Origin of the sequence: Colwellia sp. M166 (assembly GCF_024585285.1) — a bacterium.
In the GTDB taxonomy this organism is placed as follows: domain Bacteria; phylum Pseudomonadota; class Gammaproteobacteria; order Enterobacterales; family Alteromonadaceae; genus Cognaticolwellia.
Map to the genome: position 1 here is coordinate 3,861,548 of NZ_CP040755.1, position 25,363 is coordinate 3,886,910.

Consider the following 25,363-nt stretch of genomic DNA (forward strand, 5'->3'; position numbering starts at 1 on the left):
TTGGCGTTACTATGAATTCATTACTTAATTTTCCTTGGTTAGCTCTAGATAACTTTCCGACCTTAATCGCAATAGCATTAGTGTTACTCATTAGCCTAATTCTTATTACATTGGCGTTACTTCGCCAAGTGGTGAAAAATCGCTCATCTTTTATTACTCAACAACAACTTTTGCAGCAGTTAGCTGAAAAAGTGAATTTGAGTTATGAAGTTAATGCCAGTAATCAGCAACAACTTCAGCAACAGTTAAGCTTTAATCATCAACAACTCGCCAACCAGCAAAGCGAGTTAAAAACTTACTTTGAGCAGCAAATATCCGACTTTAAGTTGAAGTTATTGCGTCAACATGGCGAGCAAGGTGAAAAACAAGCACAGCAACTTTCTAGTAACAGTGAACAGCTTAAAAAAACCTTATATGAACACCACGTTACTTTCAGCGATAACCAACGTAAAGCCGCCGAACAACTGACAACACAACTTACTGCAACATCTAAGTTAGGTCGTGAAGAAATGGCCAAATCGTTGCATTTATCCAGTCAACAAGTGGCAAAAAGAATTGATGAATTAACGGTTTCAACCGATAACCGACTAAAAGATATTAGCGGTCAAGTTGAAAAACGTTTAGCTGACGGCTTTGAGAAAACAACGAAAACATTCAACGATATTTTACAGCGTTTGGCGCTTATTGATGATGCACAGAAAAAAATTACTGAGCTTTCCAGTAATGTTGTCAGCTTACAAGAAGTGCTATCAGATAAACGCTCGCGTGGTGCCTTTGGCGAAGTGCAGTTAAACGCTTTAATTCGCAATGTTTTGCCTGAACAGCATTTCTCACTGCAACACACGCTATCCAATGGTAAAATTGCTGACTGTATTTTATTCTTACCTGAGCCAACCGGTAATGTCGTGGTTGATTCTAAGTTTCCGCTCGAAAGTTATAAAAAAATGGCTGACAATAGCTTAGGTGAATTTGAACGCAAAGCGGCAGAGCGACAATTCAAGCTCGATATTAAAAAGCATATTAATGACATTAGTGATAAATATTTAATTGAAAAAGAGACGGCAGATGGTGCGGTAATGTTTATTCCAGCAGAAGCTATTTTCGCGGAAATTCATGCTCATCACAGTGACTTAGTTGATTATGCCAATAAAAAGCGTGTTTGGTTAGCATCGCCAACCACCTTAATGGCTATTTTAACTACCGCCCGTTCAGTGTTAAAAGACGAGGCAACCCGTAAGCAAATTCATGTCATTCAGGCGCATTTGTCGCACTTGTCGGCTGACTTTTCTCGCTTTAAAGGCCGTTTTGCTAATTTAGCTAAACATATTGATCAAGCGGCAAGTGACGTTAAACAAATTCATACCTCGGCTGATAAAATTAGCAATCGTTTTGAAAAAATAGAGCAAGTTGAATTAAAACAAGAAGATGAAAGCCTTGCTATATCTGCAGATAAAAAAACTAGCTAACCTTATACCTTGCTAGGCAAAGTCACTTAAGACCTTATTTCGCTTCTTTGGTACTAACTTTGCCAGCAGTTGCTATAAAATGCACAACGACTAAGCAGAAAAGCGTTGAATTGGTCAACATTTTATTTCGGAGTTACGCTTGATTCATTTTTTCAGCGGCTTAAAAAGCAGTATTATCAGTTTGAGCGTTTTTACTGCTTTTTTCATCCTTGTTTATCAGTACCCAAGTTATTGGTTAGTAAGAATAAATCTTATTGAACAAGTACTTTATGGTTTATTTACGCTCACCATTATACTTTCTAGTTACTTCAACCGCAGCCGACTAACGTTAGCGGCAATAGCCTTATGTGTATTTTATTTAGTTCTAACGAATTTTATTCCTTGGCAGCAATGGTTGTTATCTCATGGTGATTGGTTGCTGCTAACTGGCGCAAGCATATTGTCATTGTTGAGTGTGCTTAAAGACCGAGGCCTACTGTCTATTCATGGTGTTTATCGTCTTGCACTACTATCTAGCCTAGCTGTTGCCAGTTATTATTGGTTTGATATTGTTGATATGTTAAAAACACGCTTAGGGCATATTGCTCAGTTGACGCCTTATCTGCAATATTTAACTATTGAGTTGTCGTTAGTGTGCTTTACTTTGCTGTTATTGTGGCGAGGCGTACGAGAAAAAAACTTAGTTACAACGGCACTGTTAAGTAGCTATTGTATTTGGCTAGGTCATTACTATCAGTTGATCACATTACCTTGGAGCGTACTGTTAAGCATGTTAATGGTGCATTACTTGTGCGTGGTGTTTATAGACTCATACCTTTTAGCCTATCGTGATGAACTAACTAGCTTGCCTTCGCGGCGGGCACTTAATCAGCGTGCGTTATCGTTAGGTCGCAAATATACCGTGGCTATGCTCGATATCGATCATTTTAAAAAGTTTAATGATAGTTATGGTCATGACATTGGTGATCAAGTATTAAAACTAGTAGCAAGTAAATTGGCACTAGTTAAAGGCTCCGGCAAAGTGTTTCGTTATGGTGGTGAAGAATTTACCATTATTTTCCCCGGTAAAACCGTTGCGCAGGCCAAACCTGCTTTAGAAGCAGTTCGACAAGCGGTAGAAGATTATAAAATTATCATTCGCCAAGCGCAGCGAAGCACGAAAAAAGTGCGCAGCAGTAAAACACCCCATCAAATGAAAACTGTCAGGGTCACCATCTCTATTGGTTTGGCGGCAAGAACACCAAAATTGAGTTTTGAACAAAGCTTAAAATTAGCCGATCAGGCGCTATATCGGGCAAAAAAAACGGGTCGCAATAATGTTAGTGAATAATATTGGCAATGGATAAAGCTGGCTGCTGAAAGCCAATAAAAAAGCCACGAACATTACCATGGCTTTCAGTCACTACGTTAGCAAATGTTAAATTTAATACAGGTGACTCAACAGACCCTAGTTTAAAATAGCGACGTTAACAAAAACAACGGTTAATAACAGTGGGCAAACAAAGCGTAAATAATTGCCCCATATCGGTAACCATTTTCTACCTTCTTGCAATGAGACATCGCGCAGCTTATTACCTCGCTTCCATAACCAACCAACGACAATGAAATAAAACAAGCAGCTCAGCGGCTGTAAAATAGTGGTAAGGACTCGGATCACTAAGCCAAACAAGCTATCAAAAAAGGCAATCAAAGTCATGCTCGCGGTTAATACAACTGCTGATACCATCCATGTTGCTTTTGAACGGCTAAACTTTTTATCTTCAACAAGATAAGCAACGGGTACTTCGGTTGATGAAATAGTTGATGTTAGCGCTGCTATTGATAATAACGAGAAAAACCCTATCGCGACTAACATACCAATATTGCCCATAGAATTAAAAAGCTCAGGTAATATGTTAAAAATAAGTTGTCCTTCACCAATTAACTTATCACCCTGAAATACTTGTTGTCCGGCTTCTTGCGCAACATAAAGTGCAGGAATAATTAATAAACCGGCCATAAAGGCAATAAAGGTATCGAGTGCAGTAATTGAAAGGGCGAGTTTACCTATATCGCGGTCTTTCTTCATATAAGAGCCGTAAACCATCATGCCGCCAACACCAATAGACAAGGAGAAAAAAGCTTGCCCCATGGCAGAAACAATAAGTTTTGGATTGGTAACTTGTGAAAAGTCCGGTATTAAGTAAGTTCTTAAACCTTTTTCAGCGCCAGGCTGTTGCAGTATATAAGCAATTAAGGCAACTAGCATAATCAATAACACGGGCATTAAACGCGCGGACCATTTTTCGATACCGGCATTAACGCCCTGATGAATAATGCCCGCACCGAGTAAAATAAATATCGGCGTAAACATTAAATTTCTTTGAGTACTCGATGTTGCTAACCATTGCGAAAGCTCATGCTGGCCTAATAACTCAAACAGTGGTGAAAGGGCGTGTGCAAGCATCCAACCGGCAACGATGGTATAAAAACTTAGCATCATAATTGCACCACTTAGACCAATTAAACCAGCATATTTACCAAGTTTTGGTGCGGTATCACGACAGGCATCTTCTAATGCAGAAACTGGATTTTTTTGTGCTTGATTGCCAATATACACTTCGGCATAGAGGGCTGGTAGCGCAAGTAGAACGGTTACCACTAAGTAAACAAACAAGAATGCACCACCGCCATTATTGGCGGCTTGTGTTGGAAAGCCCCAAATATTGCCTAAACCGATTGCCGAGCCAGCGGCTGCAAGAACAAAACCTATTCTTGAATGAAACGAATCTCTAACATTACTCATAAATGATAATTATTATTGTTGCTAATACTTTACTTTGAGCTTACCTAGTTAACACCCGTTAGCAAAGTTATTTTATGATTTTGTTGTCTTTGCGGCTAAATTTATAGCAATTAGGGAAAACATGATGACAGAGCTTGCATTACCAGACTTGTATCTTTGCAGATGTTTGATTTTTCTGCGCTATTTATTGGCCACGATATCAAAGCATTCATCTTGCTTTTGATTTGAGATAGGTAAGATTTCGTAACTACACTAACTTGCTGATTGCGCATAAAAGCTATGTTGCAACTTTACATAGAGAGGGGCGCTATGTGACTATGAATATTCTCAGTAAAAATGCTAATATCTTGGCGGTAAAATGGCTGAGCCAAAAAGTTTAATCGCCTTATCAGATTAAATTTTGTTCATATGAAAATGGTTCAGGTTAAATAAAACCTTGAGATAAAAATAGCGATGAATAAAGAAAAAATGCATCTAATTTGGGATTTACCTTTGCGCATATTCCATTGGTTGTTGGTATTAAGTATTGGCGCTTCTTGGTATACGTCAAATCAAGATAATGGTCTTATTGAATATCATTTATGGGTAGGATACTTTGCGCTAGGCTTGATAGTGTTCAGAATTTTATGGGGATTTATCGGTACAAGACATTCGAAGTTTATTAATTTTTTTCCTAGTTTGAAAAAAATAACTGCCTATATTCAATCTTTTAAACAAGCTGAACCATTACATTATGCCGGACATAATCCGTTAGGAAGTTTGATGGTGTTTTTTATGTTAATCACCATATTTTTGCAAGCGGTTAGTGGCTTGTTTATGGATGATGACATATTTACTACTGGACCTTATAGTGGCTCAATAAGTAGTAGTTTAGAAACGGTATTTATTTATATTCACCGTAATGGTTTTAATCTTATGTTAGCCGCAATAGCGCTGCATATCTGTGCGGTTGTTTTCTATGAGCGAGTTAAAAAGCAAGCGCTGATCTCAGCAATAATTACGGGGAAAAAATCAGCAAAAATAGTTAATAAAAAGGATAGCATCAACCATTCAAAGATTGGCTTAGCTATCCTGTTATCAATCGTTGTTGCCGGGTTTATCTATTGGTTAGTCGTGCTCAATGCCCCGGTTATTGAAGAGTACTATTATTAGCTAATAGTACTCTAATAATTAATCAGCTTTGTAATCATCGTGACAACCGCCACATGATTTACCTACTCCTGCAATGGCTTGCTTAATTGCAGAACTATCAGCTGATTTTGCAGCCATTTGTAAGTGTGCTGAAGCTTCACTTAGTGCATTGATGCGTTTAGCGAAAGCTTTCGGCTCTTGCCAAATTTTATCTAATGCTGCTGTTTTTACTTTAAAGCTAGAGGTGTCTGTTTTAGTGTAGTCAGCTATCATTAAAGATAATTGATTAATTCTTTCGGCGTTTTTTTCTACTACTTTAGCATCTAAAGGTATTTTGCCTTTTGCCATTGCACCTAAAGGTCCCATATTACTACCGAGTAAGGTGAATACAGCTTTACGGTTATCTGTTGCTTTTTTAGCATGGTCTAATGATTTTGCACTTTCGGCCATGACTGATGTAGCGGTAATAATCGCGGAAGTCGCTAACATTACTTTAGTTAAATAGTTCATATTTTCCCTTATGTTTTCAATGATATTTATAACAATCTCTAGAGCTTATCTGTAAAACCATTAAAAATATAGCACTTAAAATGTAAAAAAACGTAAATCAATTGGACGATTAATAAAAAGACTTAATGTTGCAATCAACCTTCAGCAAAGTATTAAAAATAAGCCTATTCAATGTTATCGCTCAATTTGCTCGCTGTTGTTATTTGTGTTGTTATTTAGCTTTAAAATTAGCGTTTTCAACTCAGTAATTTCTTGTTTTAATTCACTTAACGTTGGCTCATTTTTGTTTTTTTCTTTTGAATGCTCCTCTTCCATCACGTTAACCACAATACCGATAACCATATTAAGAAATGCAAAAGCAGTAAAAAAGATAAAGGTCATATAGTAAATCCAGCTATATGGGTAAACCTCCATGGTTTCATATTGTATATCAGTCCAATCTTCAAAGGTCATTATCCTAAAGAGGGTGAGCATTGAAATGGCAATGTCTCCCCATAATACTGGATTAATCACACTGAACAGAAAGCTGCCAATCGCCGCGTAGATATAAAAAATAATAAACATCAGCAATACCACATAACCTAATTGCGGCAGAGCTTTAATCAGAGAGTTAATTAATATTCGTAGCTCAGGCACAACAGAAACCATTCTTAAGACCCGAAATACTCTCACGAGTCGAGCGAGCAAGGCCATTTCAGAATCATTAATGGGGATCAAACTGATCACAACGACGAGGGTATCAAAAACATTCCAAGCTGATTTGAAAAAGCCTTTTTTATCTTCTTCGGTGAGGAATCTTATTGATATTTCAAATAAGAAAAACACAGTAATAAAGGTATCAAGTACTGAGGTGATTGAAACCGCGGTATTAGATAATGGAAAGGTTTTAGCGCCAATTTCAAGTGCTGAAATGATGATCACGCAGATAACACTTAATTCGAAAAGTTTATTGTTTTTAAGCTTAATAAAGGCCGCTTTAGTAGACTGATACATTGAGGACACAATTAATTTGATGAGTGGTACATTTAGGCGCGAATTATAAGCTTTTTCGCTATCTCTTTGCTAGCATCTGTTAAACTTTCCGTTATCGCTTGCCACACTTGAGTTGCAAAGCTATTGAGAGGGAAGTGTTGCTATTTGTGCATCTTGCTGTGGTTACAAGTTCAGTTGAAAGTTTAACCATATAATTAGAGGTATTGTCATTTATTCCTTATCTATCTAACTAATAGTTATAATTTTTTCTAAACAAACAGAGCCAATACAGTAATCTTAAAATCAATCATTGTTAGCGTTGTTAGTAGAATAGCAAAATGCTATAAATAGCGTTCATATAATATTTTTATCAATTGAAATAATTGTTTATCGTTAAAGAAGCCTTATTCTATGCGGTGATAAAATTTCTGGTATTTTAAGGTGTCATTAATGGCTTTTGCCAGTCGAAAATTTTTATTATCTTTATGGCTTATTTGTGGCTTTATTAGCTTTACTGTCAGTAGTGAGAGAGCAAGCGAATATCTTGGTAAAAACTTAGGGCAAAAGCTATTAACGCTAGAGGCTATGGCGGATAAAAATCAAGCCTTAATTTTAGTTAACTCACTCAGTGCAGACAAAACCCTATCAACATTAAATAAGCTTGCTATTTTGGCAAGTAAAAGCAAAATATATCATCAATTAAGTCGACTCGATAAAGCGATTGAAGTAGCTCAAGAAGAACAACAACTTGCCAATAAATTTGATTTTATCGCCATTGAAGCTGATGCCTATAAAAGAATAGGGGTTTATGCCTATTACAAAGGCAATAATGTTTTAGCCTTACAGTCGTATCAACAAGCACTCAACTATTATCGAACAATTAATGCCCCGATAGCTCAAGCAAATTTATACAATAATATTGCTTTAGTACATGCGGCAACGTCAAATATCGAAAGTGCATTAGCGAGTTACCAACAAGCGCGACCACTCTACCAAGCTTTTGGCAGTGAAAAAGATAAAATTGATGTGCAGTACAATATTGCCGGTTTACATTTACGCCTTAAACGCTTTGATACAGCAATATCGATGTTTCATGAGGTGATTGAGAAACGATTAGAACTTGATGATCAGCAAGGGCTTGCAATGGCGTACAGTGATTTAGGCTCTTCGTACCGATATGCTGGTGATTATCAGCAAGCTGAACGCTACATGACCTTGGCACTTAATTTTCATCAGAGGAACAAAGATGACTATAATGCCGCTTCAACATTACATAATTTGGCTGAACTGAATAACCATAAAACCAATATAGAGCAAGCAATAAAATATGCCAAAGAAGGTATACGGTTAAGTGTGGCACAAGGCCATGATAACGCCTATGTTGGAGGCTTATATAGCTTGGCGAAAGCTTATTTCCATCAAGGTAAACTTGAATTAGCATTGAGGTATGTTGAACAGTCCAGTGAAGTTGCAAAGAAAATGCAATATAAGGAACAAATAAAGCATAACTTGTCGTTACGTTCACTGATCCTTGCGGCACAACATAAAACTTTTGCAGCCGTTAAAAGCCAAGCAAATTTTTTACAAACCCACCTTGAAATGGCCAACAGTCAACTTAACTCGCAATTAGCCTTATTTGACTCTGAACAACTTAAGCAACAAGTTAAGCAATTAAAGCAACAAAAGCGTTTACAGAAACTTGAAAGCGAACGCTCATCGCAAGAACGAAACTTTATTATTGTTGTTATTTTTGCCGCTTTATTGATTGGTTTTTTAATTACACGTCGGGATATTGAACGTCGTTCAACGCTAGATTTAGAGTCAAAGGTAAAGCAAAGAACCACTGAACTTGAATATTTAATGCAAGAATTACAAAATGCGAATAAGATTAAAAGCCAGTTCTTAGCAAATATGAGTCATGAGATAAGAACGCCACTAACCACCGTTATTGGTCAAGCTGAAGCAATTATTAGCGGTGACGTAGACGATGAATTTATCAATAAAGAAGTCGAAATCATTCACGGAAATAGTTTACATTTATTAGAGCTTACCAACAATATTCTTGATTTAAGTAAAATTGAAGCCAATAAAATTGAGTTAGAGCTACAAACGCAAAATCTCCATGAAATTTTACAAGAACTTGCTAATATGTTTACCTTGCAAGCCAAGTCAAAGCGCTTAACATTTGAAATTGTTCATACCCTACCAAAGCCTTTTTTAATTGAAATTGATGGTTTTCGTGTTAAGCAAATTTTAATTAATTTATGCTCAAACGCGATTAAATTTACCCCGAAAGGGCATGTGGAATTAAAAATAACTCGTAATAACGGTAGCTTAATATTTAAGATCACCGATAGCGGTATTGGTATGAGCAGTTCACAACTGCAAAACTTATTTGAAAGCTTTACTCAAGGTGATAGCAGTATCAGTCGACGGTTTGGTGGTACCGGTTTAGGTTTGTGTTTATCCGATCAGTTAGCCAAAATTATGGGTGGTAAAATCGATGTCGAAAGTGAGTTAAATCAAGGTAGTGTATTTGTTTTTAGCTTACCGTGTCAGGCCAGTACCGCTGAGCAATGTTATGAAAGCACAGTATCCGCAAACGATGTCAGTAATCGTCACTCGGCTAAACATGAAAAATTACAAGGCAGGATATTACTTGCTGATGATCACAATGATAATCGCCGACTGATTGCTCGGTTATTAGCTTCGTTAGGATTAGAAGTATTTACAGCACGCAATGGTCGTGAAGCGGTGGCTATATTCGAGCAACATCAGCCAAGCTTAGTATTAATGGATATTCAAATGCCGGAAATGGACGGTATTGAAGCTTTTAAAATATTGCAACAAAAAGGCTGTGAAACGCCAATTATTGCCTTAACGGCAAATGCAATGTCACATGAAATAGCGCATTATTTGTCATTGGGTTTTGATGGCCACTTATCTAAACCTATCGAACGAAAGGTTTTTATTCCTACTATCGCGAAATACTATGGTGATGTTATTTCGCAAGAACAAGCCAATGAAAGTTTTAATAAAGTTGAAATGTCAGATTTAGTCGAGGAGTTTAAGTCTAACTTAGTTTTAGAGCAGCAAGACTTAGTTTTACACATCAATAATAACGACTTTGAACAACTGGCTAAATTATCACATCGCATTGCTGGTGCAGCGCAAATGTTCGGTTTTGCTGACTTATCTAAGTTTGCGTTGAAACTAGAAACGGTAATTAAAAAGAATCAAATTGATAGTATCAATACCCACACCCAAGAATTGTTAAATGAGATAGACCAAGTGTTGTGGTGAGTACTTCTTTTTATCGTTACTGATACTGAAAAACACTCTCTAGTGGTACATCAAAATATAACGCAATTTTAAATGCCACCTCTAAAGACGGCGAATATTTATCTTTTTCAATCGCGACGATAGTCTGTCGTGATACACCTACCGCATCGGCTAACATTTGTTGGGTCATTTCATTATTATTGAAACGCAAACGACGGATCTGGTTAGAAATGCGTTTTGTCATCCTAAAAGCCCTTACGATAATAAAATACTTGTGTCGAAAACTTAGTAATTTCAGCCACTAAAGCGCCAAAAATAATAATATTAATGATGACATAATCACTTGGTAAATTAAGTGCAGTCACCAAACCTTGACTCATGATAGGAAAGAGTAAATGTAGCACAGCAGTAATAATGGTGAAACTCAAAATATAATAAGCATTTGTGCTACCAATAAGTGATATCTGCTTATCTCGCTCATCTTCATCATAGTTAGTATTTTTATGGTCAATGATCGCAATAATAATGTAGTGAAGGATCTCCAAAGCTATAGTCATTATAACTACGGTTAACAAGGCCGATTGCATACTGCTAATTGTTAGATTATTTTGTTGCGCAGACCAATAAAGATCTGAAAAATAATTAAACCAAATGTATAAAGTAATGGCTAATGATACCCAAATACTGCGCTCTTTATATGACATAATTAATCCTCGTTTATCGATAATAGTAAAAATACTATGAGTATATAAAAATTGGTGTATGAAATATTTGACTTGATGTAATAATATTTAGACTTTAGTTGATAATACACTTCAAGTCAAAAATTTTTTACATGATGTTAGATAAATTATACTTTTAATTGAAGGGAAGAGACTTAGTAAAATTGGTATTAGTAAATTTGCATGATAGTTTTATTGGTGAATGCTATGTTTTTTATACGTATTGTTATTTATGTCGATGATGTTAAGCAGATAAGTTTGTTGGCAGTGTTGAAATATCGTGTAGTCGTGTTAACCAGTCATACTTTTCAATATTGCTAGGAGCTAATTTAGGTTGGCCATTACCATTTTGACAGTGCAAAAACGCTCTTGATAGGTAAATGCCTGTCAGTAAAGATATATAAATCATCATTCGAGCTATTTAACCTGAATTCGGGGTAAGCATTTTTTTATAAAAATTAATGACAATTCAAAACAGTTAATTAAACTTCTAGCGTGAGCCAAGGAATAATAGTCGCTAGAGAAGCATTTATTATCCTGAATTCAGGGGGTTATTAAGTAGGCTCCAGTATTACCTTATTTAAAAGTGCCATAGTGCGGTAAAACTTAAAGAACTCTAAAGCTTCCCCGTTAAAATGTCTTTATACATCACCCAATCACCCAAAAAACTATACCAAGGGTAAGTAAATGTCGCGGGCTTATTTTTTTCGAAAAAAAAGTGACCAAACCAAGCGAAACCGTAACCAAATAAGGGCAGTGTCCAAAGTAAGACCCAGTGAGTGCTTATTAAAATATAAGTCAGCATTAATATGATCAAACTAGAACCAATAAAATGCAGCCTTTTACAGGTAATACTTTGATGCTGACTTAAATAAAAAGGATAAAACGATTTAAAGCTTTTATATTCTTTTGCTTGGACGTTTGTCATTAAAAAGTTACCTAGTTTATTTTACTAGTGAGTATTTTTAGACCCATGACAATCATAGCGCCGCCTAAAACACGATCTATCCAATGACCGCAGCGCTGAAAATTTGCATTAACACTGGGCTTTGATAATAAAGCCACCACGGTTGAGAACCAAAGCAACTGTAATATCATCATCCAAATACCGTAAATAAACAAATGTAATGTCGGTAAATTGGGCGATAAAACGACGGTAAACAGGGCAACAAAATAAATAGGCGCTTTGGGGTTTAGGGCATTACATAAAAAACCTTTACCTATAGCTTTTAAATGGGAATGCTTTATTGGTGATTTTTCATTATTCATCAAGTCAACGCTGCTAGCTGCTTTAGCCCGTAAACCTTGGCTACCTAAATAGAGTAAATAACAGCCACCAATAATTTTTATGGTCCATAAAGCTGTTGCTGAGTTGGCGATAACTGCGGCTAAACCTAGAGCAGAATAAATAATGTGTACAGATAAGCCTAAAGCAATGCCAATACTGACCATGAAACCTGACTGCTTGCCGTTAGACAACGTTTGTTGTGATACTAAAACAAAATCAGGTCCTGGTGAAGCTGCAGCTAATAAATGGATAGAGGTAATTAAGAGTAAACCTTGTATTAAATCCATAAAGTTCTCTATAACTGGCCTTTATAAGGTTACGAATAACGAATATAAAAAGCATGCTGCTAAAAGTCAGTATTAAATTAGCATTGCTGGAATATACCTGCAAATATTACTGAAAAAATAGTAGTAAGCCGATAAGTTTTGCCACGAGGCAGGCTATTTTTAGTTAGCCGGTTAGCTTGAAATAATTAATATGTTCACTGTCTATTTTGAGCAAATTTTTGATGGCTCTTGTTATCCAACAAAAGCTTATATTTTTTTAGAACTCTCTAACTCAAGTATTTTAATTTGAATATTTTCCGCTTCAGCCATTATCATTGCATAAGATCTAATATCACCATTTCTTTGCGCATTCATCGCCTGCTCAAGTTTAGCTTGATAACGTTTATTTAGCTTTGTAATTGGATCTTTTTTAAATAATGAAAATATATGCAAATAATACCTAAGTGGTTGTGTAAAACTTATAGGTATATCAAGCTGCTTTGGTTCTGTATTGTTGACTAAAAAAATAATTAGGCATTAGGAATTCAATTAGGTTTAAAACAGTGCTCTTATTTCTTAAATCTATTAATAAATAACAGTAAGCCAAATTTTAGTCTATATATTGTCTTTGCCAAAACTGCTACAAACGTAGATCCTATGCATAACATTATATTATACCAACTCTACTAAGCTCTGAGTGGGAATAAACTTTATAGACCTGGTATTACTATTGCTCTAGGGGCTGTGGATCTTTCGTTTTAGTTTCTGCTATTAGCCATAGCCTTGGGTTACCTTGAAAAAACGTCAATCTTTGTTGGCTACAGGACGTACTTAGCGTGAGCAGGACGCGGTAAGCTGTGCTTAATATGGATTTGGAGCAAGCAAACATTATATCAAGTGCCTAGATTGCCAACTTTTCAAGTGCAACAGAGCTATAAAGTGAAAGGTCAACAACCCCCTAGTGAAATAGGTGTTGGTATGCTTAGCTTAAATGTAATGGGGCATATGGGTATAAAAATCCCCCATCGTTGGCTAGTTCACGATGGGGGATGTTAGTATTTTATTGCAAGCTTCTAATGCTTAATAACACTTACTTAAAGCTTGGCCACAAGAGCTCTTTTATTGTGTTTAGTCATATGAACAATCATAAGCATAATCAAACCAATCACAGCGACAACAACACCAATGGGTTTACCTAGTTCACTGGATAAATTAAAGCCTATTTTCTCAGTCATAATGTATGAGAGGGTCACCGCTGTTGCTATTACTGCAGGTATGCTCGCTATCCAATGGAACGTACCTCGGTCAAATAAGTATTTCGTCGCAAGCCATAATACACTGGTAGAAAGCAACATATTTGAGAATGCAAAATAGCGCCAAATTACTGTAAAATCGAGCTTAGTCATAAAATAGGCAATTGTTAGTATAGGAACAGCAAGTAATAATCGATTGCGTAAGCTTTGTGGAATATTAAAGGCATCAACAACGGTTAATCGCAATGAGCGAAATGCAGTATCGCCAGAAGTAATAGGGAATACAGCAACAGCAATAATTGCCATAATGCCGCCAAATACGCCAAGGTAACTATTTGCTACATGGTTAACGACTAAGCCTGGTCCACCTTGGGCGAGTAATAATTTTAAACCTTCATAGCCATCAGGAAATGCAGCAATACCGGCTAATGCCCATACACAACCCACAATACCTTCACATACCATTGCTCCGTAATATACCGGGCGAACATATTTTTCGTTCGTTAAACAGCGGGCAATAATAGGGGCCTGAGTGGAGTGAAAACCACTAATAGCACCGCAAGTAATAGTTATAAATAACAGTGGCCAAGTGGGTAATCCATCGGGATTTGGCTCTAGATAATCATGAGGATGACTAGTTTCAAAGTAAGCTAAAAAATCGCCTGTTACAGGTAAATGAGGTGCGTTTATTAAGAGTGCTATGGCGACCGCGGTGGTCATTACAATCATCAATAAACCAAAAAACGGGTAAAATTTAGTGATAATTTTATCAATAGGTAATAGCGTTGCTAAAAAATAGTAGGCTAAAATTGTTAATACCCAAAAAGTATTATTGGCTAAAATTGTGCCTTTAAAAAAATCTAAATTACTGAGTAAGCCGGCAGGACTCATAATAAAAACCACGCCAACAAAAAATAGTAGCATAGCGGTAAACACTAACATAAAACCTTTAAAAACAACGTTATAATATTTTCCCGCTATTTCAGGTAAGCTTTTGCCGTCTTCTTTTATACTCATAACACCTGAGAAAAAATCATGTACAGCACCACCAAAGATGTTACCAAGTACAATCCAGACCAAGGCAATTGGGCCATAAATAGCGCCAAGTATTGGACCAAAAATTGGCCCTACACCTGCAATGTTTAAAAATTGAATTAAAAATGCACGTACGGGATGAATGGGTACATAGTCCACACCTTCACTAAAACGTTTTTGTGGTGTGTCAATTGTTGAGTCCAAGCCTGCTTGTTTTGCTACAAATGGGCTATAAAACTTGTATCCTAATATTAAAATAGTGAGACAGATAAAAAAGATGATCATAACGTATGTTTCTCTTGGTGTATTTGCAGTACAGAGCGCGTAAATTGTCGCTCGTTTTTTTCAATTCTTAAGGGATCGCAGGACTCTAACAAAAGTTCAAGGGCATAACAACTAGACGTTTGGTTAATGTTTTGTATACCGTTGACTACTATTTGTACGAACTGTTTGCTTTGTAAAAAATAGCAAGAAAAAATAGCGACATCCATGCAAATTATTATTCAAGATTGCTTATGCTCTAATTCAAGAATTGGCGTTGAATATAACGTTGATTGCTATCTATTTTCAGTTTAAAAAGCCTCTAGCGTGATTTTAAACACAACTGTTCTATGTGTACTTAATTGTGAAGGGGCCTGCATGTAGTGGTAATAGCGTTAGGTAAGTAATGTTGCGCAATTCTTAATAGTAGCGAGGTTTTTAAGTGTTGTAGATGACAAAAATCGGTTAATGGTGCTGTTTTGCCCACGGCACCATGAGAACAAGCGTGAAACTTTTAACCATCTATAATAACTTCAATATATGTTCCAGAGTAAGCTGCCATGCCTATGATACAGGGGAGAATGTGCCTAATTCTACTAACAGGTTGTTTTACGTAATTTATACTTATCATGGCCATCAATAGTGCGAATACTAAAAATAAGGTTGGCTAAATCGATATCAACGGCTTTAATTAATGATATATGGACTATCCCTTAATTCGATATTTTTAACATCTGTCAATAAGGTTTATAGCTATAAATTAGGAAGGAGAGAGTCGATATGATTCGTTATAACTTCAATGGACTTGACCATGACTGAACTACTAAATGCAGATAACAATTCAGAAACCAACTTATTAGCTTCTTTTGGTGGCTTTATTAAAGACCATGGCATCGCAATTTTTTTAGTTGTATTTTTTGTGATTTATATTTATCCAGAACAAGCTGATGAAAGAAAAGAGTGGATTACTCAAATAACTAAATTACAAGATTCATTGGATCCTGCAAAACGGAATATTACATCAGATCAAAGTAAAATTATATTGGAGCTTGCACTTGATAACTTTATTCAGTCACTTCAATCAACAATGAGTCAATATGGTTATGATAGTAACTTCGTTAACAGATCATATAACAGAAATGATTTTTACGAAAGGAACGGTAAAAAAGTTATTAGACTTTATGATCAAGAGTTTGAAGTAGATATGTCTAAAGCAGATGAAATCAAAAATCAAATAGAACAGATATATAAAAAATATAAGAGACTCACTAAAATAGAAGAGTTATACGTAATACAAGAATCGAAAATAGCATTAGATAAAGCCGTCAAGTCAGGGAGATATGTAACGGCGGGATTAAGATCTTTTAAATATGCGGACAATACATTAGCAGATTTGTGGTCTACATCCTTTAATGTTCACTATTCCAGTTTTTCTAAAGAGTTAATAAACTCTTTTACAACTCAACGAAATTTATCTTTCGAGAAAAATAAGCTATTAAACCTATACGAAATGTTAGAATTAGAGGCTCCTGACGAGCTGTCAAAGGTAAATGACTCTAAAATCCCTCCACAAATAATTTATGAGTTTAGGGAGAATTTAATAAAATCGTGGTCTTTAAAATTAAAACCTGAAGTTTTTCAAAGTAGAATAAATTCTAGCCTTTTAGATAGAGTTACAAATAAGTTATAAGTCTTTTAATGAATAAATTACAGTTGATTGTTTCTCACTTTGTTCAGCATTATAACTAACCTTGTTAAGCTGCTGTTTTAAATGTTGGTGTGGCTCCTCACATCAAGTAAAATTCACTAGACCTTGTTCAATTAATAGAACCAAAGTTGCACAGCTAAAATTAAAAGAGTTAACGCAGCAGATGAAACAAGTAAATTCGTCGGTTTCATGCAGGCATCCTGCCTTTTGCTTGCCATAATTGTTCCTGGTTTTTTCCGATAATTACTAATCTGTTGATTAGCAACACCTAATTTACTCCGCTGTGACATCTGTATTCATAATCTATATCGGCATCTTGTTTAACGCGATACTAGTTTATCGATATATGCTGTATTCTCGTGAAACAGCGATACGTAAGTACCGTTGGCACCCTAAGGCTATCGGGTTCTGTTATCGCCCCTTACCTACACTTCAGCAATTTTATACTGGTATTAATCGACATCATATACATGGGGTGAGTCAATTGAATATTGCTAATTTATTTTATAGAAATAGCCTAATGATACTTGCTAAATTACTTTTAGGTTCTGCTTTAATACGTTGGTATGTTAATAATTTAACAACAAGCTTTTATTTTTATCGATTTTTTACTTTATAGTTTTTTACCGTTGTTTTTAATTAATATGGCTGGCGTGTAATTGTCATAAATTATTGAACAATTGTGCTTGTCCTGAGTTTGGCGTATCTATAACACTTTTATAGACAATGTTGCTTTATCTACTTGCAAGATAGGAAATTCTTTCGCTATAGCTGAGTTTGGTATTATTTGGTTGATACGCCTAAGTTTTTTTAAAATTTGAAGTGTGGATGATAAGGTGAAATAAAATTGTGAAGCCTACTGGTCAATCAAGTAGGTGACTGTAGCCGCATCATAATGCGACTAAACTCTATTGCAGTTCTTGAGCGCTAGAGTGATATTGTCTACAATAGCGCACTTTTATTTAATTCAGGTTAATAACATGAGCGATAGTACATCGTTGCCGGCTTTACCGGATCGTCTTTCTGGTAACCCTCGTAGTCCACACCACGTGGCAGAAATTTTTGAACATGCTATCGGTATTATATTGAATGGCAAAGAACGTTCTGATGTTGAAGAGTACTGCATCAGTGAAGGATGGGTAAAAATCCCACACCCTAAAGCGCTAGATCGTCGAGGACAACCTCTTCTGATGACGTTAAAAGGAACGGTTGAAGCCTTCTATAGCTAGGTTTCTGACTATTCTTTTCTTGGAGGATTACGCACGCCGTTATGATAGGTAGATGGTGCGATAATCCTCTTTGGTCAGCGGTTCAACGCTTCTCGTTGTTAAAGCCACTTTTTCAACCATACTACTAACTATACACTTCAGCTTAATAAATTTTTGGTTATCTCGTTCACTTCCTTGCACATTTCGGTTTCAATTTACGTATGTTAGCATAAGGTGAATTAGTGTTTTTATTTTAATTACAGTGATTTAGTGGTTATTGTGTCGAGTGTTTTAGCAGATGCTAGCAAGATACCTTAATATTTAAATTAGCGTTAATTACCATTACGGTACTCTGATTTTACGAAGCTTTATTGCAATCCCAGTGTTGATTTATTCTTCAGGTATCGATATTTGGCAGATTGTTGCCAGTTCGGTTAGTTTTACGTTGGGATGTGTTTTATGGCTGGTAGTGTTGAACAGTATTGACTTATCGAGCGTTGGGAGCAGGCATCATTCAGATTAATTAATACGTAAAGTGCTCGTTATAGTGTTTTTATTTTGTGTTTTGTTGACTTATTTCACAGCTGTCGTAAAGATGTCGTATAGTTGTCGTTATTATCTCGTCGATTTGTCGTAAAGTTTTTAGCAATTATGTGGATAATTTAATGGTCTCTAAAATAATAGGTTGTCGATACTTATGAAGATTAATGCAAACTTAGTTATTGATTTAAGGAATAAAAACTCTTGGTCACAAGATGAACTTGCGATAGCTGCAGGGCTTAACCTTAGGACAATTCAGCGAATTGAAAATGAGGCATCAGCATCGCTTCAATCTAAAAAAGCATTAGCATCTGTTTTTGATATCAGTATTCATGACCTTGATTACCAGGAAGTCATAAAAATGACAAAATACGAATATAAAACTCTGGAACTAGCGTATAAAGAAGGGTTTTTAGCTGGAATTAAAAAGGCTAAGCTGCCCGATTTTACTGAAATATTTAACCGAGAGGGCAAGGAAGGTTGGCTGGTTGTACAGATATTAACTCCTGAATTAGCGCAAAATGTTTGGTCGGCTAAAATAGGCAATATGGTTGCGCTATTACAAAGAGAAATAATTGAATAGTAAATTAAACAAAAAATTCAACATACAGTTGACTTTTATTATCACTATCAGTTAAGTGCTAGCCACTTTATTGAGCGTTAAATTATTATTATGGAGTTTTGTATTATGGATGATTTGAGTTTAACGAAAAATCAAGTCAGTAAAATTCAACGTAGTGCAAGGCTGATCAAAGGCTTTAGGCACTTATTGTACTCACTTATGCGCTGCAATTTTATCAATCTAGGGTGATCGATTTTGGCGAAGTAGCTGGTGCTATTGGAACATTGGCATTGTTTAGAGCTTTGATGTTATCGCCGATGTTGTTAATTATTCCCTTTAAAGAATGGTTTCAATCTAAGATCACTTTTTCAAAAGCTAGCATTAAATATTTACTGCTAGCTTTTGTGCTTATTATTGTTAGGGGCTGCTGATCTGTCATTTTAGTCTCTGCTATTAGCTAATTTTTGAGATCACAAGGTGAAAAGTGTTCGGTGTAGTTATTTACATTAACAATTTTCAACGATGTTAGGTTAAAAGTTAGCTATAGCCCCTTGGGTTGCTTTGAGAAAGCGTCAATCTTTGTTGTCTACAGGATGTAGATACTTAGGTTCAATCTGGAACTGTGAACCTGTGCCGCTAAACCTTTGAAACTTTACTGAGTGGAAGAAAATTATTGGTTTGGCGTTCGCATTAAGGAGCTGCGTTATTGAAAAGTCGATGATTGAAGCTTTAATTATTTTATTCTTTGCTGTTTTACCTTGTGGTATTTCTGGTTATTTGATCGCCTTTAAAGGGCGCAGAGGCCTAATTTCAGGCTACAAGGAAAGTAATTTTTCTGATCCTCAAGCCTTTGGTAAAAGTGTTGGAATAAGTTTATTGTTACTTGCGATGTTTTTAGCATTTATTGCTTACTTTTGGCAGTTAAAGCTCCTAAATGAAAGGCAAATGTCTTCCGGTGTTTTTCTACTGGTCATTGCGGTATTGTTAAATTACTTTTATGGCTATGTTAAGTACCGTAAAAAAAATAACTAGCCGCGGAGCTTTATTTTTTATTCATGAGCGTGTTTTTATCTGTTAAATTTTAAGCTGAGATGTTTTGAATTTATCTTTGAGAAAAGCACTTTTCACTCAATGCTGTATTAACCCATTTTGTTATGTCGTCAGTTTTTATGGTAAGTTTATTAACTCAATTTATAAATGCTTAAATGCGTAACTTTAAGTTAAATTATTATATAACAGGTGTTTATAATTTTTTTCTGATAGTTTTTAAACATTTTACTCCTTTCTATGCTCTCTTTTTCATCATCGCTTTGTAAAATCATTAAAATCATTAAAATCATTTTGTTAACCTGAAAGGCTTAATAGACGTATTATTTGTCATTTTCTGACTAATTTTTATCGCTGAATCATTGTCTTAATAATAAAATTGTCATTATCATAAAAAAACATTTAGACGTCTATACGTTTAGAGGTTGACATAGCTAGAAATCCAAGTCACATTATAGGCAGGTAAAATTTGTTGGTAATAATGCTGTTTTTCAGCGTTACCTTATACTTTAAGAATATTTGATATTAGGTTAGTACTATGCCCATTAAGATCCCCAATGAACTGCCAGCTTTGACGATTTTAGATCATGAAAATATTTTTGTGATGTCTGAACGCCGTGCTGCTGATCAAGAAATTCGTCCAATGGAAGTGGCAATTCTTAACTTAATGCCGAATAAAATCGAAACCGAAGTGCAAATTTTGCGCATGTTGGCGAATACTCCGTTGCAAATTAATGTCGAATTTGTCCGTATACATGCCAATGAATCTAAAAATACACCGCAAGCGCATTTAGATAACTTTTATCGCTTATTTGATGATATTAAACATAAACAATATGATGGTTTGATTATTACCGGTGCGCCACTAGCATTGCTTGATTATCAGCAAGTGACCTTTTGGGATAAAATTTGCCAAGTGTTTGACTGGGCAGAGCAAAACGTGACATCAACGATGTTTTCTTGCTGGGCTGCCCATGCTGCGCTCTACCATCATTATGGTTTAAAACGACATTTGCGTGAGCATAAGCTTTCAGGGGTTTATCGTCATCGTTGTTTAAAACCGAAAGAGCAACTAACCCGAGGCTTTGATGAAAGCTTTAATGTGCCACACTCCCGTTATGGTTATATTGATAAAGCTGATTATCAAACGTTAGATAATATAGAAATATTGGCTGAGTCAGATGATGCTGGGGTTTATTTAGCGGCCAGTAAAAACAAACAACAAGTTTACCTAACCGGGCATCCAGAATATGACGCTTCGACTTTGAGTGAGGAATACTTTCGAGATCTTGATACTGGCGGACATGCTGCAAAACCTGATAATTACTTTACTGATAACGACCCTAAAAGTGATACCGCAAACACGTGGCGTAGCCATGGCAGTTTACTTTTTACCAATTGGTTGAACTATTACGTTTATCAAATTACGCCGTATCAATTAGATGCAGACCATATTAAAGCCATTCATCCAGGGAAATCCCGTGTCTAAGTCAGAAAACTCTCAAGCAAAAGTGCTGAAATCTTCCTCTTATGGTTTATTACAAGCGCAGTTAGCAAAACGCATTCTTATTTTAGATGGCGCAATGGGTACGATGATCCAAGCCTATAAATTTGAAGAGCAAGATTATCGTGGCGAACAATTTGCCGATTGGCATTGTGACGTTAAAGGTAATAACGATATGTTGGTGCTGACGCAACCTGACATTATTAAAGCCATTCATTGTGAATATCTTGAAGCGGGTGCTGATATTCTTGAAACGAATACCTTTAACGCTACGACGATTGCCATGGCTGATTACGACATGGCAGCGCATAGTGCTGATATTAATTTCAAAGCCGCGCAGCTAGCACGTGAAGTGGCGGATGAATTCACCGCTAATAATCCAGATAAGCCACGCTTTGTTGCCGGTGTTTTAGGGCCAACCAATAGAACTTGTTCAATATCGCCAGATGTCAATGATCCTGCTTATCGAAATGTCACTTTTGATGAGCTTAAAGATGCTTACATTGAGTCGACCCATGCCTTGATTGATGGCGGCAGCGATATTATTTTGATTGAAACTATATTCGATACCTTAAATGCTAAAGCAGCTATTTTTGCTGTTGAGACCGTTTTTGAAAGTCGCGGTGAACGTTTACCGGTGATGATATCAGGCACGATTACTGATGCATCAGGTCGAACCTTGTCAGGGCAAACAACGGAAGCTTTTTATAACTCTTTACGGCATGCTAAGCCGATTTCATTTGGTTTGAACTGTGCGCTTGGTCCGGTTGAGTTACGTCAGTATGTCGAAGAATTAAGTCGTATTTCAGATGTCGCGGTATCTGCGCATCCTAATGCTGGTTTACCGAATGCTTTTGGTGAGTATGACTTTACTGTTGAAGACATGGATCAGCATGTTGCGGAATGGGCAAATGCTGGGTTTTTAAATATTATTGGTGGCTGTTGTGGTACCACGCCGGCACATATTAAAGGTATGGCCGATGCAGTGGCGAGCATTGCACCGCGAGCAATTAACGCTAAAGAAATTGCTTGTCGTTTATCGGGCTTAGAAGCCTTAACCATTAAAACAGACAGCTTATTTGTTAACGTCGGCGAGCGCACCAATGTTACCGGCTCTGCGGTTTTTAAACGCTTAATCACCGAAGAGAACTACGACCAAGCGATAGCCGTTGCTTTACAGCAAGTGGAAAATGGCGCACAAATTATCGATATCAACATGGATGAAGGCATGTTGGACTCACAAGCGGCTATGGTGCGGTTTTTAAATTTAATTGCCGGTGAGCCTGATATTGCCAAAGTGCCTATTATGCTCGACTCATCTAAATGGGATATTTTAGAAGCGGGTTTAAAATGCATTCAGGGTAAGGGGGTTGTTAACTCTATTAGCTTGAAAGAAGGCGAGGATAACTTCCGTCAGCAAGCAGAGTTGTTACGCCGATATGGTGCCGCTGTTATTGTCATGGCCTTTGACGAAAAGGGCCAAGCAGATACGCGTGAGCGCAAGTATGAAATATGTCATCGTGCCTACGATATTTTGGTGCATGAAATTGGCTATCCTGCTGAAGATATTATTTTTGATCCGAATATTTTTGCTGTCGCTACCGGTATTGAAGAGCACAATAATTATGCACGCGACTTTATTGACGCGGTAGCGGACATTAAGCAAAACTTGCCGCATGCGATGATCTCAGGTGGCGTGTCTAATGTTTCATTTTCATTTCGTGGTAATAATCCAGTACGTGAAGCCATTCATGCAGTGTTTCTTTATCATGCAATAAAAAATGGTATGGATATGGGCATAGTGAATGCTGGTCAATTAGCTATTTATTCTGATATTCCAGATAACCTGCGTTTAGCGGTTGAAGATGTTATTCAAAACTCCGATGATGGCGCCACTGAACGTTTGCTCGACATTGCTCAAGAATATCGTGGTCAAGCGGGTAGTCAAAATAGTAAAGCCGATTTAACTTGGCGTGAACTGCCGGTTAAAAAGCGCCTAGAGTATTCTCTTGTTAAGGGAATTAATGAATTTATTATTGAAGATACTGAGGCCGCTCGACTAGAGGCAACTAGACCTCTAGATGTTATTGAAGGGCCATTAATGGATGGCATGAATGTCGTTGGTGATTTGTTTGGTGCTGGCGAAATGTTTTTACCGCAAGTGGTAAAATCAGCCCGGGTAATGAAGCAGGCTGTGGCGCATTTAAATCCTTTTATTGAAGCGGAAAAAACTGAAATAAAATCGAATGGTAAGATACTGTTAGCGACAGTAAAAGGTGATGTTCATGATATTGGTAAAAATATTGTTGGCGTTGTGCTGCAGTGTAATAATTACGAAATTATCGATTTAGGCGTTATGGTTTCGTGTGAAGATATTTTACGCGTTGCACGTGAAGAAAAAGTCGACATTATAGGTTTATCGGGTTTGATCACGCCATCACTCGATGAAATGGTTCATGTCGCGAAAGAAATGAAGCGTCAGGAGTTTGAATTACCTTTACTGATCGGCGGTGCTACTACCTCAAAAGCTCACACGGCGGTTAAAATTGAGCCGCAGTATGAACATCCTGTCGTTTACGTTCCTAATGCCTCGCGTTCAGTGTCAGTGGTAAGCACATTGCTTTCTGATGAAAACCGAGCCGGTTTCGTTGAGCGACAAAAAGCTGAATACGTGAAAGTACGCGAACGTCATTATAAAAAAGGTCCACGTTCGAGTTTAATTTCGCTAAAAGATGCTCGTGCCAATGCGGTACCCATTAGTTTTGACCATTACACCCCTAAAGTACCCAATAAATTAGGTGTAACGGTACTTGATAATATCGATTTAAATATCGTGAGAAATTATATCGATTGGACGCCATTTTTTATGACTTGGCAGTTATCGGGCAAGTATCCGTTGATTTTGCGTCATGAAGTGGTGGGCGAAGAAGCCACTAAGCTATTTAACGATGCTAATGCTATGTTAGATGATGTTATTAATAATAAAAAGTTAACCGCTAAAGCGGTGTTTGGTTTATTTCCGGCTAATCGTGAGCAAGATGATTTACAGCTTTATACTGATGAATCGCGCACGGAAAAGTTAATGAAACTGCACCAATTACGTCAGCAAAGTAAAAAACCAGCAGGGCAATTTAACCGTTGTTTAGCTGATTATGTTGCTGATAAAGCCTCAGGTGTTGATGATTATGTTGGCGCTTTTGCGGTATCAGCCGGTTTTGGGGTTGAAGCGTTAGTAAAAGCTTTTGATGCCAAGCATGATGATTACAACAGTATCTTAATTAAAGCCGTTGCTGATAGACTCGCCGAAGCTAGCGCTGAGTATTTACATGAGCAAATTCGTAAAGAGTATTGGGGTTACGCAGCGGATGAAAATCTTGATAACGACAGTTTAATTCGCGAAAAATACCAAGGTATACGTCCTGCGCCAGGTTATCCAGCCTGTCCTGAACATACCGAAAAAGGCTTGTTGTGGCAGTTACTCAACGTGGACGAAAATATTGGTATGGAGCTAACTTCAAGTTTTGCTATGTGGCCAGGCGCTGCGGTTAGTGGCTGGTACTTTGCACACCCAGACTCGAAATATTTTGCCGTCGCTAAAGTGGCGCAAGATCAAGTAGAAAGCTATGCTGCACGTAAAGAAATGACCATGCCGCAGGCCGAACGTTGGTTATCAGCTAACTTAGATTATGAGCCATCGTAATATTGCGGCTGTTAAATAGGCTTGGTAGCTATGTAGGGTAGAGGAAAATAATAAATGCAGAATTTATGTTCTGCATTTATTCATTGTGAATATCGAGTTGCTTGAAGATTTTTAAGCGCTATT

The 25,363-nt window shown here is 36.7% G+C and carries 20 protein-coding genes; 10 read left to right on the forward strand and 10 right to left on the reverse strand.

Going from position 1 to position 25,363, the window contains the following annotated elements:
* Nucleotides 1-11: 11 nt before the first annotated feature.
* Both FGD67_RS17445 and FGD67_RS17450 read left to right on the forward strand, forming a co-directional pair.
* On the forward strand, nucleotides 12-1,466 hold the full coding sequence (locus FGD67_RS17445; protein WP_257172333.1) for a DNA recombination protein RmuC: 1,455 nt from the start codon (nucleotides 12-14) through the stop codon (nucleotides 1,464-1,466).
* Between the two features lie 181 nt (nucleotides 1,467-1,647).
* The gene (locus tag FGD67_RS17450; protein ID WP_257172334.1) at nucleotides 1,648-2,796 is read left to right on the forward strand and encodes a diguanylate cyclase; all 1,149 of its coding nucleotides are present in this window, start codon (nucleotides 1,648-1,650) and stop codon (nucleotides 2,794-2,796) included.
* A 117-nt stretch (nucleotides 2,797-2,913) separates the two neighbouring features.
* Here the strand turns inward: FGD67_RS17450 and FGD67_RS17455 are convergent, their stop codons facing one another.
* Nucleotides 2,914-4,251, reverse strand: coding sequence for a sodium-dependent transporter (locus tag FGD67_RS17455; RefSeq protein ID WP_257172335.1), 1,338 nt, complete (start codon nucleotides 4,249-4,251; stop codon nucleotides 2,914-2,916).
* A gap of 453 nt (nucleotides 4,252-4,704) precedes the next feature.
* Between FGD67_RS17455 and FGD67_RS17460 the strand changes: the two genes are divergently transcribed.
* Nucleotides 4,705-5,403 (forward strand): cytochrome b/b6 domain-containing protein, encoded by a 699-nt coding sequence (locus FGD67_RS17460; RefSeq protein WP_257172336.1) that lies wholly within the window; start codon nucleotides 4,705-4,707, stop codon nucleotides 5,401-5,403.
* Nucleotides 5,404-5,421: 18 nt separating this feature from the next.
* Here the strand turns inward: FGD67_RS17460 and FGD67_RS17465 are convergent, their stop codons facing one another.
* Nucleotides 5,422-5,892, reverse strand: a complete 471-nt coding sequence (locus tag FGD67_RS17465) for a cytochrome c (protein ID WP_257172337.1) — start codon at nucleotides 5,890-5,892, stop codon at nucleotides 5,422-5,424.
* A 174-nt stretch (nucleotides 5,893-6,066) separates the two neighbouring features.
* Nucleotides 6,067-6,885: an ion transporter gene (locus FGD67_RS17470; RefSeq protein ID WP_257172338.1), complete on the reverse strand. Its 819-nt coding sequence runs from the start codon at nucleotides 6,883-6,885 to the stop codon at nucleotides 6,067-6,069.
* A gap of 429 nt (nucleotides 6,886-7,314) precedes the next feature.
* Here FGD67_RS17470 and FGD67_RS17475 point away from each other — a divergent pair, with 429 nt between their 5' ends.
* Nucleotides 7,315-10,167, forward strand: a complete 2,853-nt coding sequence (locus FGD67_RS17475; RefSeq protein ID WP_257172339.1) for a response regulator — start codon at nucleotides 7,315-7,317, stop codon at nucleotides 10,165-10,167.
* A gap of 16 nt (nucleotides 10,168-10,183) precedes the next feature.
* Here FGD67_RS17475 and FGD67_RS17480 read toward each other — a convergent pair whose 3' ends face one another.
* The 7 genes from FGD67_RS17480 to FGD67_RS17510 form a co-directional block, all read right to left on the reverse strand.
* Nucleotides 10,184-10,390, reverse strand: a complete 207-nt coding sequence (locus FGD67_RS17480; RefSeq protein WP_257172340.1) for a helix-turn-helix transcriptional regulator — start codon at nucleotides 10,388-10,390, stop codon at nucleotides 10,184-10,186.
* A 1-nt stretch (nucleotide 10,391) separates the two neighbouring features.
* On the reverse strand, nucleotides 10,392-10,850 hold the full coding sequence (locus tag FGD67_RS17485; protein ID WP_257172341.1) for a hypothetical protein: 459 nt from the start codon (nucleotides 10,848-10,850) through the stop codon (nucleotides 10,392-10,394).
* A gap of 262 nt (nucleotides 10,851-11,112) precedes the next feature.
* Nucleotides 11,113-11,280: a hypothetical protein gene (locus FGD67_RS17490; RefSeq protein WP_257172342.1), complete on the reverse strand. Its 168-nt coding sequence runs from the start codon at nucleotides 11,278-11,280 to the stop codon at nucleotides 11,113-11,115.
* A 204-nt stretch (nucleotides 11,281-11,484) separates the two neighbouring features.
* Nucleotides 11,485-11,796 carry a DUF962 domain-containing protein gene (locus tag FGD67_RS17495; protein WP_257172343.1) on the reverse strand — a complete coding sequence of 104 codons (312 nt, stop codon included), beginning with the start codon at nucleotides 11,794-11,796 and terminating at the stop codon, nucleotides 11,485-11,487.
* An 11-nt stretch (nucleotides 11,797-11,807) separates the two neighbouring features.
* On the reverse strand, nucleotides 11,808-12,443 hold the full coding sequence (locus tag FGD67_RS17500) for a LysE family translocator (protein WP_257172344.1): 636 nt from the start codon (nucleotides 12,441-12,443) through the stop codon (nucleotides 11,808-11,810).
* Between the two features lie 246 nt (nucleotides 12,444-12,689).
* Nucleotides 12,690-12,875 (reverse strand): DUF6435 family protein, encoded by a 186-nt coding sequence (locus FGD67_RS17505; RefSeq protein ID WP_373567792.1) that lies wholly within the window; start codon nucleotides 12,873-12,875, stop codon nucleotides 12,690-12,692.
* Nucleotides 12,876-13,516: 641 nt separating this feature from the next.
* A complete protein-coding gene (locus FGD67_RS17510) occupies nucleotides 13,517-14,995 on the reverse strand; it encodes a carbon starvation protein A (RefSeq protein WP_257172345.1) in 1,479 nt (492 codons plus the stop codon).
* Nucleotides 14,996-15,782: 787 nt separating this feature from the next.
* Here FGD67_RS17510 and FGD67_RS17515 point away from each other — a divergent pair.
* The 6 genes from FGD67_RS17515 (at nucleotide 15,783) to metH (ending at nucleotide 25,240) form a co-directional block, all read left to right on the forward strand.
* The gene (locus FGD67_RS17515; protein ID WP_257172346.1) at nucleotides 15,783-16,661 is read left to right on the forward strand and encodes a hypothetical protein; all 879 of its coding nucleotides are present in this window, start codon (nucleotides 15,783-15,785) and stop codon (nucleotides 16,659-16,661) included.
* Nucleotides 16,662-17,659: 998 nt separating this feature from the next.
* Entirely contained in the window at nucleotides 17,660-17,908 is a 249-nt protein-coding gene (locus FGD67_RS17520) for a DUF3297 family protein (RefSeq protein ID WP_257172347.1), read from the forward strand.
* Nucleotides 17,909-18,584: 676 nt separating this feature from the next.
* Entirely contained in the window at nucleotides 18,585-19,010 is a 426-nt protein-coding gene (locus FGD67_RS17525) for a DUF4177 domain-containing protein (RefSeq protein WP_257172348.1), read from the forward strand.
* A 696-nt stretch (nucleotides 19,011-19,706) separates the two neighbouring features.
* A complete protein-coding gene (locus FGD67_RS17530; RefSeq protein WP_257172349.1) occupies nucleotides 19,707-20,021 on the forward strand; it encodes a hypothetical protein in 315 nt (104 codons plus the stop codon).
* 553 nt (nucleotides 20,022-20,574) lie between these two features.
* A complete protein-coding gene (gene metA, locus FGD67_RS17535) occupies nucleotides 20,575-21,525 on the forward strand; it encodes a homoserine O-succinyltransferase (RefSeq protein WP_257172350.1) in 951 nt (316 codons plus the stop codon).
* 22 nt (nucleotides 21,526-21,547) lie between these two features.
* The gene (gene metH, locus FGD67_RS17540) at nucleotides 21,548-25,240 is read left to right on the forward strand and encodes a methionine synthase (protein WP_257175153.1); all 3,693 of its coding nucleotides are present in this window, start codon (nucleotides 21,548-21,550) and stop codon (nucleotides 25,238-25,240) included.
* Nucleotides 25,241-25,363 lie beyond the last annotated feature (123 nt).

Bases quoted from the DNA above. Each gene is read 5' to 3' on its own strand.
- FGD67_RS17460 (WP_257172336.1), top strand. From the start codon at position 4,705: ATGAATAAAGAAAAAATGCATCTAATTTGGGATTTACCTTTGCGCATA.
- FGD67_RS17530 (WP_257172349.1), top strand. From the start codon at position 19,707: ATGATTGAAGCTTTAATTATTTTATTCTTTGCTGTTTTACCTTGTGGT.
- FGD67_RS17510 (WP_257172345.1), bottom strand. From the start codon at position 14,995: ATGATCATCTTTTTTATCTGTCTCACTATTTTAATATTAGGATACAAG.
- FGD67_RS17500 (WP_257172344.1), bottom strand. From the start codon at position 12,443: ATGGATTTAATACAAGGTTTACTCTTAATTACCTCTATCCATTTATTA.
- FGD67_RS17515 (WP_257172346.1), top strand. From the start codon at position 15,783: ATGACTGAACTACTAAATGCAGATAACAATTCAGAAACCAACTTATTA.
- FGD67_RS17525 (WP_257172348.1), top strand. From the start codon at position 18,585: ATGAAGATTAATGCAAACTTAGTTATTGATTTAAGGAATAAAAACTCT.
- FGD67_RS17445 (WP_257172333.1), top strand. From the start codon at position 12: ATGAATTCATTACTTAATTTTCCTTGGTTAGCTCTAGATAACTTTCCG.
- FGD67_RS17495 (WP_257172343.1), bottom strand. From the start codon at position 11,796: ATGACAAACGTCCAAGCAAAAGAATATAAAAGCTTTAAATCGTTTTAT.
- FGD67_RS17520 (WP_257172347.1), top strand. From the start codon at position 17,660: ATGAGCGATAGTACATCGTTGCCGGCTTTACCGGATCGTCTTTCTGGT.
- FGD67_RS17455 (WP_257172335.1), bottom strand. From the start codon at position 4,251: ATGAGTAATGTTAGAGATTCGTTTCATTCAAGAATAGGTTTTGTTCTT.
- FGD67_RS17465 (WP_257172337.1), bottom strand. From the start codon at position 5,892: ATGAACTATTTAACTAAAGTAATGTTAGCGACTTCCGCGATTATTACC.
- metA (WP_257172350.1), top strand. From the start codon at position 20,575: ATGCCCATTAAGATCCCCAATGAACTGCCAGCTTTGACGATTTTAGAT.
- FGD67_RS17470 (WP_257172338.1), bottom strand. From the start codon at position 6,885: ATGTATCAGTCTACTAAAGCGGCCTTTATTAAGCTTAAAAACAATAAA.
- FGD67_RS17475 (WP_257172339.1), top strand. From the start codon at position 7,315: ATGGCTTTTGCCAGTCGAAAATTTTTATTATCTTTATGGCTTATTTGT.
- FGD67_RS17490 (WP_257172342.1), bottom strand. From the start codon at position 11,280: ATGATGATTTATATATCTTTACTGACAGGCATTTACCTATCAAGAGCG.
- FGD67_RS17480 (WP_257172340.1), bottom strand. From the start codon at position 10,390: ATGACAAAACGCATTTCTAACCAGATCCGTCGTTTGCGTTTCAATAAT.
- FGD67_RS17485 (WP_257172341.1), bottom strand. From the start codon at position 10,850: ATGTCATATAAAGAGCGCAGTATTTGGGTATCATTAGCCATTACTTTA.